13 protein-coding genes are annotated in these 15,694 nt (G+C 56.1%); 6 read left to right on the top strand and 7 right to left on the bottom strand.

What is annotated here, in order from left to right; all coding sequences use genetic code 11:
• Positions 1-9: 9 nt before the first annotated feature.
• Both glyQ and C6A40_RS21310 read right to left on the bottom strand, forming a co-directional pair.
• The gene (gene glyQ / locus C6A40_RS21315; protein WP_003860141.1) at positions 10-921 is read right to left on the bottom strand and encodes a glycine--tRNA ligase subunit alpha; all 912 of its coding nucleotides are present in this window, start codon (positions 919-921) and stop codon (positions 10-12) included.
• A gap of 160 nt (positions 922-1,081) precedes the next feature.
• Positions 1,082-1,387 (bottom strand): YsaB family lipoprotein, encoded by a 306-nt coding sequence (locus C6A40_RS21310; RefSeq protein ID WP_008502752.1) that lies wholly within the window; start codon positions 1,385-1,387, stop codon positions 1,082-1,084.
• 182 nt (positions 1,388-1,569) lie between these two features.
• On the opposite strand from C6A40_RS21310, the gene C6A40_RS21305 reads away from it, so the two are divergent.
• On the top strand, positions 1,570-2,565 hold the full coding sequence (locus tag C6A40_RS21305; RefSeq protein ID WP_008502751.1) for an acyltransferase: 996 nt from the start codon (positions 1,570-1,572) through the stop codon (positions 2,563-2,565).
• Here the strand turns inward: C6A40_RS21305 and C6A40_RS21300 are convergent.
• From C6A40_RS21300 to xylA, 4 genes are all read right to left on the bottom strand, one after another.
• Entirely contained in the window at positions 2,558-3,478 is a 921-nt protein-coding gene (locus C6A40_RS21300) for a GlxA family transcriptional regulator (RefSeq protein ID WP_045337097.1), read from the bottom strand. The two genes, C6A40_RS21305 and C6A40_RS21300, sit on opposite strands and share 8 nt — an antisense overlap.
• Positions 3,478-4,017, bottom strand: a complete 540-nt coding sequence (locus C6A40_RS21295; protein WP_045337098.1) for an isochorismatase family protein — start codon at positions 4,015-4,017, stop codon at positions 3,478-3,480. Before C6A40_RS21295 ends, C6A40_RS21300 begins: the two co-directional genes overlap by 1 nt.
• A gap of 103 nt (positions 4,018-4,120) precedes the next feature.
• A complete protein-coding gene (gene xylB / locus C6A40_RS21290) occupies positions 4,121-5,575 on the bottom strand; it encodes a xylulokinase (RefSeq protein ID WP_045337099.1) in 1,455 nt (484 codons plus the stop codon).
• Positions 5,576-5,642: 67 nt separating this feature from the next.
• Positions 5,643-6,965 (bottom strand): xylose isomerase, encoded by a 1,323-nt coding sequence (gene xylA / locus C6A40_RS21285; RefSeq protein WP_102135166.1) that lies wholly within the window; start codon positions 6,963-6,965, stop codon positions 5,643-5,645.
• Between the two features lie 371 nt (positions 6,966-7,336).
• On the opposite strand from xylA, the gene xylF reads away from it, so the two are divergent.
• The 4 genes from xylF (at position 7,337) to xylR (ending at position 12,314) form a co-directional block, all read left to right on the top strand.
• Entirely contained in the window at positions 7,337-8,329 is a 993-nt protein-coding gene (gene xylF / locus C6A40_RS21275) for a D-xylose ABC transporter substrate-binding protein (protein WP_008502746.1), read from the top strand.
• Between the two features lie 72 nt (positions 8,330-8,401).
• The gene (locus C6A40_RS21270; protein WP_045337100.1) at positions 8,402-9,943 is read left to right on the top strand and encodes a xylose ABC transporter ATP-binding protein; all 1,542 of its coding nucleotides are present in this window, start codon (positions 8,402-8,404) and stop codon (positions 9,941-9,943) included.
• Positions 9,921-11,102 carry a xylose ABC transporter permease XylH gene (gene xylH / locus C6A40_RS21265; RefSeq protein ID WP_008502744.1) on the top strand — a complete coding sequence of 394 codons (1,182 nt, stop codon included), beginning with the start codon at positions 9,921-9,923 and terminating at the stop codon, positions 11,100-11,102. The genes C6A40_RS21270 and xylH overlap by 23 nt, the downstream gene beginning before the upstream one ends.
• Positions 11,103-11,135: 33 nt before the next feature.
• Complete coding sequence (gene xylR, locus C6A40_RS21260; RefSeq protein ID WP_021242460.1) at positions 11,136-12,314, top strand: D-xylose utilization transcriptional activator XylR; 1,179 nt, start codon at positions 11,136-11,138, stop codon at positions 12,312-12,314.
• Between the two features lie 39 nt (positions 12,315-12,353).
• Here the strand turns inward: xylR and C6A40_RS21255 are convergent, their stop codons facing one another.
• Entirely contained in the window at positions 12,354-13,178 is an 825-nt protein-coding gene (locus C6A40_RS21255; protein WP_021242459.1) for a protein bax, read from the bottom strand.
• Between the two features lie 314 nt (positions 13,179-13,492).
• Between C6A40_RS21255 and C6A40_RS21245 the strand changes: the two genes are divergently transcribed.
• A complete protein-coding gene (locus C6A40_RS21245; protein WP_023326451.1) occupies positions 13,493-15,523 on the top strand; it encodes an alpha-amylase in 2,031 nt (676 codons plus the stop codon).
• Positions 15,524-15,694: the final 171 nt, after the last annotated feature.

Genomic DNA, 15,694 nt, shown 5'->3' with positions numbered 1-15,694 from the left:
GGCCGCCTCTTATTTGTTTCGGTTGCACATCGGGAAGCCAAGGGCTTCACGGGACGCATAGTAAGCTTCTGCAACGGCTTTGGTCAGGGTACGAATACGCAGAATGTAGCGCTGACGTTCAGTCACGGAGATCGCTTTGCGGGCGTCCAGCAGGTTGAAGCTGTGGGCGGCCTTCAGAATACGCTCGTAGGCAGGCAGCGGCAGCGGAGTCTCCAGCGCCAGCAGCTGCTGCGCTTCTTTCTCATACTGCTCGAAGCAGGTGAACAGGAAGTCCACGTCCGCGTATTCGAAGTTATAAGTGGATTGTTCCACTTCGTTCTGATGGAACACGTCGCCGTAGGTGGTTTTACCCAGCGGGCCGTCGCTCCAGACCAGGTCGTAAACGCTGTCTACGCCCTGAATGTACATCGCCAGACGTTCCAGACCGTAGGTGATCTCACCGGTGATCGGCTTACATTCCAGACCGCCAACCTGCTGGAAGTAAGTGAACTGGGTCACTTCCATGCCGTTCAGCCACACTTCCCAACCCAGACCCCAGGCACCCAGCGTTGGGTTTTCCCAGTTATCTTCCACGAAACGAATGTCGTGAATGGTTGGATCCATACCCAGCTCTTTCAGCGACCCGAGGTACAGTTCCTGAATGTTGTCGGGTGATGGCTTAATCACCACCTGGAACTGATAGTAATGCTGCAGACGGTTCGGGTTCTCACCGTAACGACCATCGGTCGGACGACGGGAAGGCTGCACATATGCGGTCGCCATTGGCTCTGGCCCCAACGCGCGCAGGCTGGTCATCGGGTGTGAAGTGCCGGCGCCGACTTCCATGTCCAAAGGTTGAACAATGGTACAGCCCTGACGAGCCCAGTAATCCTGTAAGGTCAGGATCAGGCCCTGGAAGGTCTTGGTATCAAACTTTTGCATAGTATTTCGTGCTGGATACGTGTGGTTTTAAATGGAAGGGACCAGTATACCCGCTGGCTGCAAGATATACAGTACGAAACGGGGTTGTTTAGGGAAAATTGGGAAATAAGCATTCACGCCAGGGCGCTGCCGGCGTCTGGCTGTTGATTATGCGAGCAGGCTAGCGCATGGAGAGGTGTAAAAACTGGCCGTCCGCATCAAACGAGCAGACAAAGCCTTCTTTACGCGCCGTATAGCCCTTGAGCTCATAGCTGCCCTGAAAGCGCTCAAACCCAGTGACGTTGATTTTCTGCACGTCCGAGTTATAGCGGCGTGCGGCCTGGTCCTTGCAGAGTGACTCCATATTCAGTGAACGTTCCGGGCTCATTTTGCCCTGCTGGGCTTTTTGCACTGGTGATTCTTGTGGCGCACTGCATCCTGCCAGCATGAAAAGCAGAATGAGTGATGCCACACGCTTCATCATCATTTTTATTACCGTCCTGGTCAGTGGCTGTTATTTTTAGTATCAACACGTTTATAGATTATGGTCAGCCATTCTGCGAATCTCGCGGTCTCCCGGCAAGCCTGCGAATAAAACTCAGAATTTTCCAAACGAAGACTTTTGGACAATGGGAGTCACACTCACTTTACAGGGAATACGAGGAACTGATGCCGTCAAAAATTAACTGGATTGATAACCTGCGAGGAATAGCGTGTCTGATGGTGGTCATGATCCACACGACGACCTGGTACGTCACGAACGCCCACAGCATCAGCCCCGTTAACTGGGATATCGCCAATATTCTCAACTCTGCGTCGCGCGTCAGCGTGCCGCTGTTCTTTATGATTTCCGGCTTTCTCTTTTTTGGTGAACGCAGCGCGCAGCCGCGGCACTTCATCCGCATCGCGGCCTGCCTGGGGTTCTATAGCGCCGTTGCCCTGCTCTATATCACCCTGTTCACCTCCATTAACGCCGGGTTATCCCTCAAATATTTGCTGCAAAAACCGGTGTTCTACCACCTGTGGTTCTTCTTCGCCATTATCGTGATCTATCTGGTCTCTCCGCTCATTCAGGTGAAAAACGTCAGCGGGAAAATGCTTCTGGCCCTGATGGTGGTGATTGGCATTGTCGCCAACCCGAATACGGTCTCGCAGAAAATCGACGGATTTGAGTGGCTGCCGGTGAACCTCTATATCAACGGCGATACCTTCTATTACGTGCTTTACGGCATGCTGGGGCGCGCCATCGGGATGATGGACACGCAAAAACGCGGTCTGAACTGGCTCTGCGGGGCACTGTTTATCGCCGGCGTGGCGGTGATTTCACGCGGGACGCTGCATGAGCTTCAATGGCGCGGTAATTTTGCCGATACCTGGTATCTCTACTGCGGGCCGATGGTCTTTATCTGTGCCGTATCGCTGCTCACGCTCGTTAAAAACACCCTGAATGCGCGCCCCCTTCCCGTACTGAGCGTCATTTCACGACACTCTCTCGGGATTTACGGTTTTCACGCGCTGGTGATCCACGCGCTTCGGACAAGAGGGGTTGAACTAAAAACCTGGCCGGTGCTGGATATCATCTGGATTTTTGCCGCGACCCTGGCGATCAGCCTGCTGCTGTCGATGCTGCTGCAAAAAATAGACGTTCGCCGCTTCGTCAGCTAACGCTTCGCTGCCGGGCGCGATGGTACTGGCGCGGGGAGGAAAACCCTGCCGCCAGGGAAGCCTGCTCCACGCCGCGTCCCTGCAATAGCCACTGTTCCGCCACCGCCAGACGCAGCTGCTCCAGATAATCGCGGACGCTAATCCCTAAATGTGTCTGGAAAAGCCGGGTGAGATGGCGCGGGCTGACGTGCGCCAGCGCGGCGATATCAGGCAAGTTCCACGTTTTTTGCGGCTCGGCGGTGAGCGCATCCTGCGCCCGATGAATCGCCGGATGAAGATGATTGCGGTAGCGTAGCCACGGGGAGAGCTGGGGATCGTCACCAGAACGGCGGAACCAGACCACCATCTCGCGCGCCACATTCAGCGCCTTTTCGGGGCCGCACAGGCGGTTAATCATATGCAGCGCCAGGTCGATGCCCGACGTGATCCCCGCGCTGGTCCAGATGTTCTCGTCCTGCACAAAGATGCGGTTTTCTTTAATCGTCGCCGTAGGGGCCGCGGTGCGTAAACGGCTGATAACGTCATGGTGAGTTGTGCACTGTTTGTTATTCAGCAGGCCCGATTTCGCCGCCAGCAGCGCGCCAGAACAGACGCACATCACCGTGATATCCCGGCGCTGAATAATCGGCTGCAGGCGCATCAGCCAGTGCTGTATCCGTAACGCCTGCGGCGTCGAAAACTGAGAGCGGGAGTCGCTCACGCCAGGCAATACCAGCAGGCTCCCCTCTGGAAGACGTTCCGGCAGCGGCTGAATGCCGCTCATCGTCAGACCTATCGACGTCGGAACGTCAGGTTGCGGGCCAATGTAATGCAGACGAAACGCGTCGCCAGCCAGCACAAAGGTTTCTGCCGGGCCCGTCATATCTAATGACAGCACCCCGGGCAACATCACGAACCAGACGTCGATGGGCATTACAGTGACTCCAGCGTCTCCGCTACCGTTTTAATGTCGGCAAAACGCCCGGACAGTACCGTTTCGGTACGGTGGCGAATGTCCGCTGCGCTAAGGGTAATGCTCTTGTACGTCATGGGGAACGTCAGCGTTGCCTCGCTCACAAAGGTCACAGCATAACCCAGATCGGATGCCACCCGGGCGGTGGTTTCACAGCATTGCTCCGTGCGAATGCCGCAGATAATCACACTATTGATATCACGCTCGCGCAGCCAGCGATCGAGCCCGGTATCCGTGAAGGCATTATGGACGTGTTTCTGGAAAACCACATCCGGCTGATGACGCAAAAAGGCCATCGGTTTGACATAGCCGCTTTCCAGCGTAAATGGGCCGTCTTCATCCACATGAAAAATATCAACGACCGGAATACCGCGCGCCTGGCAGCCTTCAATCAGCCCCAGCATCGCCTGCTGAAACGCGGGAATGTCATCCTCCTGCCAGTAATTGCGGTGATGGAAGGACTGCTGAGTATCAATATTGATGAGTGCAATGCGTGACATGATGGTTCTCCTCGCCAGTGGGTGTGACACCATACTGGCAAGGAAAGGAAGGCACGCACAGACCAAAAAAGGACATCCTCGTGCCTCTCCCGGACAAGCGAATTTACGTCATCAGCGGCAGCAGCTGCTGGTAGATTTTGCGGAACACGTCGCGCCTTTCCGCGTACCGCGCATGGCGCGCCGCGTCAGGCAAATGTGCCTGTTCAAGCGTAAGCTGCGGCAGCAGTTGTGAAAGCGGTTTTTCCGGGTTCATAGCAATCTGCGCCAGACGCGCGGCGCCGAGCGCGGGGCCAACATCGCCACCGGTGCGGAAATCCAGCTGCAACCCGCTGATGTCCGACAGCATTTGTCGCCAGTAAGGGCTTCGCGCACCGCCGCCAATCAGGGTGACGCTTGCGGGTTTCAGGCCGCAGTCGTGAACCACGTCCATTCCGTCAGCCAGCGCATATCCGACGCCTTCGAGAACCGCACGCGCCAGTTCTGCCGGACCATGCTGATGGGTTAAGCCAAAGAACACCCCTTTCGCTTCAGGGTTGTTGTGTGGCGTACGCTCGCCGGACAGATACGGTAAAAACCAGACGGTACCGGCATTTTCATCCGCCTGCTGTGCTGCGGCAATCAACGCAGGAACATCGGCCATCCCGGTCAGCTTCGCCGCCCAGTCCAGGCAAGACGCTGCACTCAGCATCACCGACATCAAATGCCATTTTCCAGGCAGCGCATGACAGAAACTGTGCACCGCGCTTTCGGGATTGCTGCGATAGCCGTCGCTGACGGCAAAATAGACGCCAGAGGTTCCCAGCGACAGCATCGCCTGCCCTGCCTCAACCATGCCGACGCCCACGGCCCCTGCGGCATTGTCACCGCCCCCGGCAACCACCGGTACGGCAGGCATATTCCAGCGTTCCGCAACGTCTGGCAGCAGTGTGCCTGTTACCTCGCTACCTTCGAACAGCGCAGGCATGTGTTCACGGGTCAAATGGCAGGCATCCAGCATCGCCTCGCTCCAGTCGCGTTTCGCCACGTCGAGCCACATCGTGCCGGCGGCATCAGACATGTCGGAGGCAAAATCGCCCGTCATACAAAAACGCAGATAGTCTTTCGGCAGCAGGACTTTCGCCACCTGCCGGAAAATCTCCGGCTCGTGTCGCTGCACCCACAGAAGCTTAGGCGCGGTAAAGCCGGGCATCATCAGGTTGCCAGTGATCGCGCGGGAAGTGGGTACGCGTTCCTCAAGAAGCGCACACTCTTCTGCACAGCGGCCATCGTTCCAGAGAATGGCGGGTCGCAACACGCGATGCTGGCTATCGAGCAGCGTCGCGCCGTGCATTTGCCCGGCAATCCCCAGCGCTTTCACGTCACGCAGAGAATGCTGTTCACCTAACGCCTTGATTGCACGATCCGTTGCCTGCCACCACTGCTCCGGGTCCTGTTCCGACCACAGCGGATGCGGACGTGAAACCTGCAGCTTTTCAGTCTGCGTTGCTAACACGTCGCCCTGCTCGCTTAACAGGATGGCTTTCACACCCGATGTGCCCAGATCGATCCCGATATACATATAGTGGATTCCTTAAGTGAAAATGCCCGGTGGCGCTGCGCTTACCGGGCCTACAAGCTGGATGCCGTTATTTATCGAACAGGTAGTGATTGACCAGATTTTCCAGCAGCTCCTGGTGTCCGCTCTGGTGCTGCGGCGCCAGCTGATGGTGTTCAGCGTACTTCGCGATTTCCGCAAGCGATAACTGACCTTTCAAAATTTGCTGGCCCAGCTCACTGTTCCAGCCGCTGTAACGCTTCGCCACGCGTTTATCGAGCTCGCCGTCTTCAATCATACGTCCCGCCACCTTCAGCGCCAGCGCCATGGTGTCCATCGCGCCAATGTGGCCGTAGAACAGATCGTATTTGTCGGTGCTCTGGCGACGCACCTTGGCGTCAAAGTTCAGGCCGCCGGTAGTGAAGCCGCCCGCTTTGACGATCTCGTACATCACCAGCGCATTCTCTTCCACGCTGTTCGGGAACTGGTCGGTATCCCAGCCCAGCTGCGGGTCGCCGCGGTTCGCATCGACCGAGCCGAAGATACCCAGCGCAATCGCCGACGCGATCTCGTGGTGGAAAGAGTGGCCCGCCAGCGTGGCGTGGTTGGCCTCAATGTTCACTTTGATCTCTTTTTCCAGACCGAACTGCTTCAGGAAGCCATACACCGTCGCCACGTCGTAGTCATACTGGTGCTTCGTCGGCTCCTGCGGCTTCGGCTCAATCAACAGCGTGCCGCGGAAGCCGATTTTGTGCTTGTGGTCGACAACCATCTGCATAAAGCGGCCAATCTGCTCGCGCTCCTGACGCAGGTCGGTGTTGAGCAGGGTTTCATAGCCTTCACGGCCTCCCCACAGAACATAGTTTTCGCCGCCCAGCTGATGCGTGGCATTCATTGCCGTCACCACCTGCGTGGCCGCCCAGCTAAACACTTCCGGATCCGGGTTGGTTGCCGCACCTGCGCCGTAGCGTGGGTTAGTGAAGCAGTTTGCCGTGCCCCACAGCAGCTTCACGCCGCTTTCCTGCTGTTTTGCCGCCAGTACATCCACCATCTGCGCAAAGTTGTTCAGGTACTCTTTCAGCGACGCCCCTTCCGGCGACACGTCAACATCATGGAAGCAGTAGTACGGCACGTTCAGCTTGTGGAAGAACTCAAACGCTACATCGGCTTTGCGCTTTGCCAGTTCGATGGCCTCACCCGGCTGCTGCCACGGGCGGTCAAAGGAGCCCACGCCGAACATATCGGCGCCGTTCCAGCAGAAGGTATGCCAGTAACAGGCGGCAAAGCGCAGATGATCTTCCATGCGCTTACCCAGCACCAGCTCATCCGGGTTGTAGTGACGAAATGCTAAAGGATTGGTCGTTTTCGGGCCTTCGTAACGAACACGATCGAGTTGGTCGAAATAAGCTTGCATATTGAGCTCCATAATCAGGGTATGCGGCGAGTCGTTGATACAGGAGTAATAGTGAATAGACATTTTGGGTTGCTCAATTACGTTATTTCACACTGCTATTGAGAGAATGCACAACTGTGCGCTGGCTCGCAAAATAATGCGCAGGCAAACTATTTTTCGGCGCGGATTCCAGAATCAAATGTAATTAAGACGTTACGTATTTTAAAATCCGATCGCGGTCATAAATTCAGAAATAAACCAAATATCATAATGAGAAGATAAAAATCTGTAATTGCCAGCCTGCCTTTCCGCGTTAAAAATTTGCTGCGTCCCAGCAGTGAATGTTTCTTTTATCTCAGCAACACATACCCCTACAAAAAGGCCTAATAATTATGAAGATAAAGAACCTGACCCTAACGCTCTGCACTACGCTCCTCCTTGCAAGCTTTGCAGGGCATGCCAAGGAGGTCAAAATTGGCATGGCGATTGACGACCTGCGTCTGGAGCGCTGGCAAAAAGATCGCGATATTTTTGTGAAAAAAGCGGAATCACTCGGCGCAAACGTGTTTGTCCAGTCGGCTAACGGCAACGAAGAAACACAAATGTCGCAGATCGAGAATATGATTAACCGCGGCGTCGATGTGCTGGTCATTATCCCCTATAACGGCCAGGTATTAAGTAACGTAGTGAAAGAAGCCAAACAAGAAGGCATAAAAGTGCTGGCCTATGACCGCATGATTAATAATGCGGACATTGATTATTATATTTCGTTCGACAATGAAAAAGTCGGCGAATTACAGGCACAAAGCCTGATCGACAAAGTGCCTCAGGGCAATTATTTCCTGATGGGCGGTTCGCCGGTAGATAACAACGCCAAGCTGTTCCGCGAAGGGCAAATGAAGGTCCTTAAGCCGTACATCGACAACGGGAAAATAAAAGTGGTTGGCGATCAGTGGGCCGACGGATGGTTACCCGAAAACGCCCTGAAGATTATGGAAAACGCGCTGACGGCCAACAACAACAAAATTGACGCGGTTGTGGCCTCCAACGATGCCACCGCAGGCGGTGCGATTCAGGCCCTGAGCGCCCAGGGGCTGGCGGGTAAAGTCGCCATTTCAGGGCAAGATGCCGATCTGGCTGGCGTAAAACGTATTATCGCCGGCACCCAAACCATGACGGTCTACAAACCGATTACCGAGTTGGCCAATACGGCGGCGGAAATCGCCGTGGAACTGGGCAACGGTAAGCAACCAAAAGCAGACGCCACGCTGAATAACGGGCTGAAAGACGTTCCGGCTCGCCTGCTCACCCCTATTGAAGTCAATAAAGAGAACATTGACGCCACCGTCATTAAGGACGGTTTCCACAAGAAGAGCGAACTGTAATCCGGCGCGGCCCCTGCTCTGCGGGGGCGCATCACGTTGCACTGTTCTTTTCTCGGGTTATGTGGAGCAGTTATGCCTTATTTACTTGAAATGAAAAGCATCACCAAGCGCTTCGGCACGGTGAAAGCCGTCAACAACGTCAGTCTCCGGTTGAATCCCGGCGAAGTGGTTTCGCTGTGTGGCGAGAACGGTTCAGGCAAGTCAACGCTGATGAAAGTGCTGTGTGGGATCTACCCGCACGGCAGCTACGAAGGCGAAATCGTTTTTGCCGGCGAAGTGATCCAGGCAAATCACATTCGCGATACCGAACGCAAAGGTATCGCCATCATCCACCAGGAACTGGCGCTGGTGAAACATCTCACCGTGCTGGAGAACATTTTCCTCGGAGCCGAAATCTCCCGCCACGGCGTGCTGGATTACGACACCATGACGCTCCGTTGTGAAAAGCTGCTGGCGCAGGTGAGCCTCCACATTTCACCGGATACCCGCGTGGGCGATCTGGGCCTGGGGCAACAGCAGCTGGTTGAAATCGCTAAAGCGCTCAATAAGCAGGTCAGGCTGCTGATCCTCGATGAGCCAACGGCCTCGCTCACCGAACAGGAAACCGCGGTTCTGCTCAATATCATCCGCGATCTGCAGAACCACGGCATCGCCTGTATCTACATTTCGCACAAGCTTAACGAGGTCAAAGCCATTTCGGACACCATCTGCGTGATCCGCGACGGTCAGCACATCGGCACGCGTGAAGCCGCGGGCATGAGCGAAGATGACATCATCACCATGATGGTGGGGCGCGAGCTGACGGCGCTCTACCCGAATGAGCCTCACACCAAAGGTGATGAAGTGTTGCGCGTGGAAAATCTGACCGCGTGGCACCCCGTTAACCGCCACATCAAGCGCGTCAATAACGTCTCGTTTTCTCTGCACAGCGGCGAAATTCTCGGTATTGCCGGGTTAGTCGGCGCCGGGCGCACGGAGGCCGTACAGTGTCTGTTTGGCGTATGGCCGGGGCCCTGGGAGGGCACGATTTATATCGACGGCCAGCCGGTGAAAATCGACAACTGCCAGCAGGCGATTGCCCACGGCATTGCTATGGTGCCGGAAGACCGCAAAAAGGACGGCATCGTGCCGGTCATGGCCGTGGGGAAAAACATTACGCTTGCGGCACTCGATCGCTTCTCCGGCGCGCTGAGCAGCCTGGACGATGCCGCCGAGCAGCAGTGCATCCTCCAGTCGCTTGCCCGTCTGAAGGTCAAAACCTCCTCACCGGAACTGGCCATTGGCCGCCTGAGCGGCGGCAACCAGCAGAAGGCGATTCTGGCGCGCTGCCTGCTGCTCAATCCACGCATATTAATCCTTGATGAGCCGACGCGCGGGATTGATATCGGCGCCAAATATGAAATCTACAAACTGATTAATCAGCTTGTACAGCAAGGGATTGCCGTCATTGTTATTTCGTCTGAGTTACCCGAAGTGCTCGGCCTGAGCGACCGTGTGCTGGTTATGCACGAGGGAAAACTGAAAGCCAACCTGATTAACCAGAACCTGACGCAGGAGCAGGTGATGGAAGCCGCTTTAAGGAGCGAACGTCATGTCGAAAAGCAATCCGTCTGATATCAAAGTCGCCGTTCCGACGCCCGGTGCGTTCGCAGGGCTAAAAGCGCTGAACCTGCAGGTGTTCGTGATGATCGCGGCCATTATCGTCATCATGCTCTTCTTTACCTGGATGACCGATGGCTCATACCTGAGCGCGCGTAACGTCTCCAACCTGCTCCGCCAGACCGCCATCACCGGCATTCTGGCCGTGGGCATGGTGTTCGTGATTATCTCCGCGGAAATCGATCTGTCGGTCGGCTCGATGATGGGGCTCCTCGGCGGCGTGGCGGCCATTTTTGACGTCTGGCTCGGCTGGCCGCTGCCGCTGACCGTGGCGGTCACGCTGGTGCTGGGTCTGGTTCTGGGGGCCTGGAACGGCTGGTGGGTAGCCTACCGTAAAGTGCCGTCGTTCATTGTCACCCTGGCGGGGATGCTGGCCTTCCGCGGGATCTTAATCGGCATCACCAACGGTACCACCGTCTCCCCGACCAGCGCGGCCATGTCGCAGATTGGTCAAAGCTATCTCCCGGATGGCGTGGGCTTTACCATCGGCGTGGCGGGGCTGCTGGCGTTTGTCGCGTGGCAGTGGCGTGGACGCATGCGCCGTCAGGCGCTGGGGCTGGCGTCGCCAGCATCAACCTCGGTGGTGGGACGTCAGGCGCTGACGGCGGTCATTGTGCTGGGCGCCATCTGGCTTCTTAACGACTATCGCGGCGTTCCGACGCCGGTGCTGCTGCTGGCGCTTTTGCTGCTGGGCGGTATGTTTATGGCCACGCGCACCGCGTTTGGCCGCCGTATTTATGCCATCGGCGGCAACCTTGAGGCTGCCCGTTTGTCGGGGATTAACGTCGAACGCACTAAACTCGCGGTCTTCGCCATTAACGGCCTGATGGTCGCCATCGCCGGGCTGATCCTCAGCTCGCGCCTGGGGGCCGGTTCTCCCTCCGCGGGCAACATCGCCGAGCTGGATGCTATCGCCGCCTGCGTTATTGGCGGCACCAGCCTCGCAGGGGGTATCGGCAGCGTCGCGGGCGCGGTGATGGGGGCATTTATCATGGCGTCGTTGGATAACGGGATGAGTATGATGGACGTCCCGACGTTTTGGCAGTATATCGTCAAGGGAGCCATTCTTTTACTGGCAGTCTGGATGGACTCGGCCACCAAGCGACGGGCCTGATAACGGTATTGTGACTTAATTGGGAAGTGAGCCATGTTTGAAAAGCGTCACCGCATTACGTTGTTATTCAATGCCAACAAAGCCTATGACCGTCAGGTGGTAGAAGGCGTGGGTGAATATTTGCAGGCGTCGCAATCCGAATGGGATATTTTTATTGAAGAAGATTTCCGCACCCGTCTGGAGAACATTAAAGACTGGCTGGGCGATGGCGTCATCGCCGACTATGACGACCCCGTCATTGAGCAGCTGCTGACCGACGTCGACGTGCCGATCGTGGGCGTCGGCGGCTCCTACCACTCGCCCGAACACTATCCGCCGGTTCACTATATTGCCACCGATAACCATGCCCTGGTCGAAGCCGCGTTTCTCCATTTAAAAGAGAAAGGCGTCCACCGCTTCGCGTTTTATGGTTTACCCGCCACCAGCGGCAAGCGCTGGGCCGTTGAGCGTGAACACGCATTTTGCCAGCTGGTCGCGCAGGAGAAGTATCGCGGCGTGGTCTATCAGGGGCTGGAAACTGCCCCGGAAAACTGGCAGCACGCGCAGAACCGTCTCGCTGACTGGCTGCAAACGCTGCCGCCGCAAACCGGGATTATTGCCGTAACGGACGCCCGAGCCCGCCACGTGCTGCAGGTCTGCGAACACTTACACATTCCGGTGCCCGAAAAGCTGTGCGTGATTGGCATTGATAACGAAGAACTGACCCGCTATCTGTCTCGCGTGGCGCTCTCCTCCGTCGCCCAGGGCACGCGTCAGATGGGCTATCAGGCGGCGAAGCTGCTGCACCGTCTGCTGGATAAAGAATCTCTGCCGCTTCAGCGACTGCTGGTGCCTCCTGTTCGCGTCGTGGAACGTCGCTCGACCGATTATCGCTCCTTAAGCGACCCGGCCGTCATTCAGGCCATGCACTATATTCGCAACCACGCCTGCAAAGGGATTAAGGTCGATCAGGTGCTGGATTCGGTAGGCATTTCGCGTTCGAATCTGGAGAAGCGTTTTAAAGAAGAGGTGGGCGAAACCATTCATGCCGTCATCCATGCTGAAAAGCTGGAGAAAGCACGCAGCCTGCTCATCTCCACGTCGCTGTCGATCAACGAAATCTCGCAGATGTGCGGTTACCCGTCGCTGCAATATTTCTACTCGGTGTTCCGCAAAGAGTATGACACCACGCCCAAAGAGTACCGGGATCGCCACAGCGAGGTGCTGATTTAGAAAAGAAAACGCCTTCCAGTGGAAGGCGTTTTTTTGAGATTACATATGTGCGGCGATTAAGCGCTGGTTATCCTGGTACATGGCGAACAGATAGTTGTTATAGCTCTGTCCCTTCGTTGAATACCCTTTCAGCTTGTGGATCATCGTACTGGCCGTCACTTCCTGGTCCGCTTTACGCAGCTGAGCGCGTGATTTACGGAACGATGAGTAGGCCGGGTGCGTGTTCAGATTCACCACATAGGCGTTCACGGAATCTTTCACGGATTCAAACTGCGAATAGCCTTTCACCTTGCCAGGCGCATTCGTACAACGACCTTTCACGCATTTCATGCCGAAAAGGTTGTTGTTATTACGCGCAAGCTTAGACGTTCCCCAGCCGCTTTCGGCTGCAGCCATGGTCGCAACCATGCTGCCCGGGATGATATCCACACGCTCAAGGAGAGCATTCCACGGCACACGACGCGTGTTCCCGTTCCAGCTCAGCTTGTAGCGCTTCGTGATATCTTTCAGACGCGCGCGCTCGGATGGCGACCAGCGGCTATCGTACTGTTTGGAAATCAGCCAGTTACGATCCGCAGTAATCGCGGCATTTTGACTCGTGATGTAAGGCATTACCGTCCGGAGAAACGCTTTTTTCCTTGGTGTTCCGGAAGGGTATTTTCGCAAATCAGGAAGTGAACTACTCTTTGCACTATTGCGAGAATACTCTTGTTTACTGCTAACCTTACTACTTGTCGTCTTTATTACGTGGGCTTTCTTACTCGTTGTATCCGTGTGCGTCTTCGCAAGCACCCCACCCGAAAATGCCGTGGTGAGTAACATGAGTATCGCAGCCCCATATCGTCGAATGGGAGTCGATATCATTAGGTCTCCTGGTCGGATGTAATCATCCCAACACCTTATTTTTTTCACAAATTTGAGAGCGGAATCTCAAATCATATCAAAAATAGACTTCAAGAGCACGTATAGAAATAGTCCAATTCCGAAACTATGTCACCTGAAACTTGCTCATAAAAACATCATTTCTGGAAAAATGTGTGCGTTATCGCAGATAACTGCCTAATTTTGCGCAAGATCACTCATCCTCACGCATCCTCCTGGCAGAAAGCGACACGGGATGAGTTTTTCCCGCCCGCCTGCTGGCAAACTGGTCAAAAATGCCGCGACAGGAACCTGGAATGAAACGCACCGCAATAGCCTTTCTGATGTTACCCGCACTGGCACATGCCGACTGGTCATCGCCGGGGTTTGACGCATTTCGCGCCGAAGGCACCGGGATTTTCACCAGCCAGGCAAAGCTTGCGAAGGGTACGCGTCCTCTTACGCTCAGTTTTGACAAGACGTGCTGGCAGCCCACAGGCGCGATAAAACTCAATGAGATGCTGTCGCTCAAGCCCTGTGACGGCACACCGCCGCAGTGGCGCCTTTTCCGCGACGGTGAATACCAGATGCGGATTGATACCCGCTCCGGCACGCCCACCCTGCTGCTGGCGGTTCAGAGCGCGACAGAACAGCAGGTGGCCAACGTTATCCGCCAGTGCCCGAAGTGGGACGGTAAACCGCTGACGCTGGACGTCAGCCATACCTTCCCGGAAGGCTCCGTCGTGCGCGATTTCTACAGTAAACAGACGGTGACCGTACAAGGTGGAAAAATCACCCTGCAGCCAGCCGCCAACAGTAACGGCCTGCTGCTGCTTGAGCGCGCCGAAACCGACAAGCCTGCGCCGTTTAGCTGGCAAAACGCCACCGTCTATTTTGTACTGACTGACCGCTATGTGAATGGTGACCCGAGCAACGACAACAGTTACGGCCGCCACAAAGACGGCATGCAGGAGATTGGTACGTTCCACGGCGGGGATCTCAAGGGACTGGCCAGCAAGCTCGATTACCTGCAGCAGCTGGGGGTGAATGCGCTCTGGATAAGCTCCCCGCTTGAGCAGATCCACGGCTGGGTAGGCGGCGGCACCAAAGGTGATTTCCCGCATTATGCCTACCACGGCTACTACACCCAGGACTGGACAACGCTCGACGCCAACATGGGCACCGGGGATGACCTGCGTCAGCTTGTTGATGAAGCGCATAAGCGCGGCATTCGCATCCTGTTTGATATCGTCATGAACCACACGGGCTACGCGACGCTTGCGGACATGCAGGCGTATCAGTTTGGCGCCCTGTACCTGCAGGGTGATGATCTGAAAAAGACGCTGGGAGACCACTGGACGGACTGGAAGCCTGGCGCAGGCCAGACCTGGCATAGCTTCAACGACTACATCAACTTCAGCGACAAAGCCGCATGGGAAAAATGGTGGGGCAAGAAATGGATCCGCACCGACATCGGTGATTACGACAACCCCGGCTTCGACGATTTAACGATGTCGCTGGCGTTCCTGCCCGACCTGAAAACGGAATCCACCGCCCCTTCCGGGCTACCCAATTTCTACCAACACAAACCCGATACCCACGCGAAAGCTATTCCGGGCTATACCCCGCGCGATTACCTGACCCACTGGCTCAGCCAGTGGGTACGTGACTACGGCATCGACGGTTTCCGCGTGGATACCGCGAAGCACGTTGAGCTTGCGGCCTGGCAGCAGCTGAAAGACCAGGCAAGCCAGGCGCTGGCCGCCTGGAAAGGCGCTCACCCGGACAAAAAGCTCGACAACGCACCGTTCTGGATGACCGGCGAATCCTGGGGTCACGGAGTGATGCAGAGCGATTATTACCGCCACGGCTTCGACGCGATGATCAACTTTGATTATCAGGAGCAGGCGGCGAAAGCGGTAAATTGCCTGGCCGATATGGATCTCACCTGGCAGCAGATGGCGGAGAAGCTGCAAAGCTTCAATGTGCTGAGCTACCTCTCATCACACGATACGCGTCTGTTCCGCGAAGGGGGCCAGCGCGCGGCGGAGCTGCTCCTGCTGGCACCTGGCAGCGTGCAAATCTATTACGGGGATGAGTCCGAGCGTCCGTTCGGGCCGACAGGCTCCGACCCGCTGCAGGGCACCCGCTCGGATATGAACTGGCAGGACGTCACGGGCAAGCAGGCCTTAACCGTCGCCCACTGGCAAACGCTGGGTCAGTTCCGCGCCCGCCACCCGGCGATTGGTGAAGGCAAGCAAACCACGCTGTCGCTGAAAGAGGGGTATGGATTCGTGCGTGAACATGATGGCGATAAGGTGATGGTCGTCTGGGCGGGGAATCAGTAGATCATACCCCTCACCCTAACCCTCTCCCCATGGGGAGAGGGGAGAAGCTCCAGAACTATTCACTACACAAATCCACTCCCGCCCTATAAAACCACAAATCCGACCACACCACCCGATTTGCACCAACACGGTGCTAGCGTTATGGTTACCCACTTTCAAAATAAGCTCGAC

It is taken from the genome of Enterobacter sp. GER_MD16_1505_Eko_090, assembly GCF_003331015.1.
GTDB lineage: Bacteria > Pseudomonadota > Gammaproteobacteria > Enterobacterales > Enterobacteriaceae > Enterobacter > Enterobacter roggenkampii.
The sequence above is the reverse complement of the archived record's forward strand: the minus strand, read 5'-3'. Positions and strand labels throughout refer to the sequence as shown.

Excerpts from the sequence above, each read along its gene's own strand:
- glyQ (WP_003860141.1), bottom strand. The coding sequence starts at position 921 with ATGCAAAAGTTTGATACCAAGACCTTCCAGGGCCTGATCCTGACCTTA.
- C6A40_RS21295 (WP_045337098.1), bottom strand. The coding sequence starts at position 4,017 with ATGTCACGCATTGCACTCATCAATATTGATACTCAGCAGTCCTTCCAT.
- xylB (WP_045337099.1), bottom strand. The coding sequence starts at position 5,575 with ATGTATATCGGGATCGATCTGGGCACATCGGGTGTGAAAGCCATCCTG.
- C6A40_RS21245 (WP_023326451.1), top strand. The coding sequence starts at position 13,493 with ATGAAACGCACCGCAATAGCCTTTCTGATGTTACCCGCACTGGCACAT.
- C6A40_RS21305 (WP_008502751.1), top strand. The coding sequence starts at position 1,570 with ATGCCGTCAAAAATTAACTGGATTGATAACCTGCGAGGAATAGCGTGT.
- C6A40_RS21300 (WP_045337097.1), bottom strand. The coding sequence starts at position 3,478 with ATGCCCATCGACGTCTGGTTCGTGATGTTGCCCGGGGTGCTGTCATTA.
- xylF (WP_008502746.1), top strand. The coding sequence starts at position 7,337 with ATGAAGATAAAGAACCTGACCCTAACGCTCTGCACTACGCTCCTCCTT.
- xylH (WP_008502744.1), top strand. The coding sequence starts at position 9,921 with ATGTCGAAAAGCAATCCGTCTGATATCAAAGTCGCCGTTCCGACGCCC.
- C6A40_RS21255 (WP_021242459.1), bottom strand. The coding sequence starts at position 13,178 with ATGATATCGACTCCCATTCGACGATATGGGGCTGCGATACTCATGTTA.
- C6A40_RS21270 (WP_045337100.1), top strand. The coding sequence starts at position 8,402 with ATGCCTTATTTACTTGAAATGAAAAGCATCACCAAGCGCTTCGGCACG.
- xylA (WP_102135166.1), bottom strand. The coding sequence starts at position 6,965 with ATGCAAGCTTATTTCGACCAACTCGATCGTGTTCGTTACGAAGGCCCG.
- xylR (WP_021242460.1), top strand. The coding sequence starts at position 11,136 with ATGTTTGAAAAGCGTCACCGCATTACGTTGTTATTCAATGCCAACAAA.
- C6A40_RS21310 (WP_008502752.1), bottom strand. The coding sequence starts at position 1,387 with ATGATGATGAAGCGTGTGGCATCACTCATTCTGCTTTTCATGCTGGCA.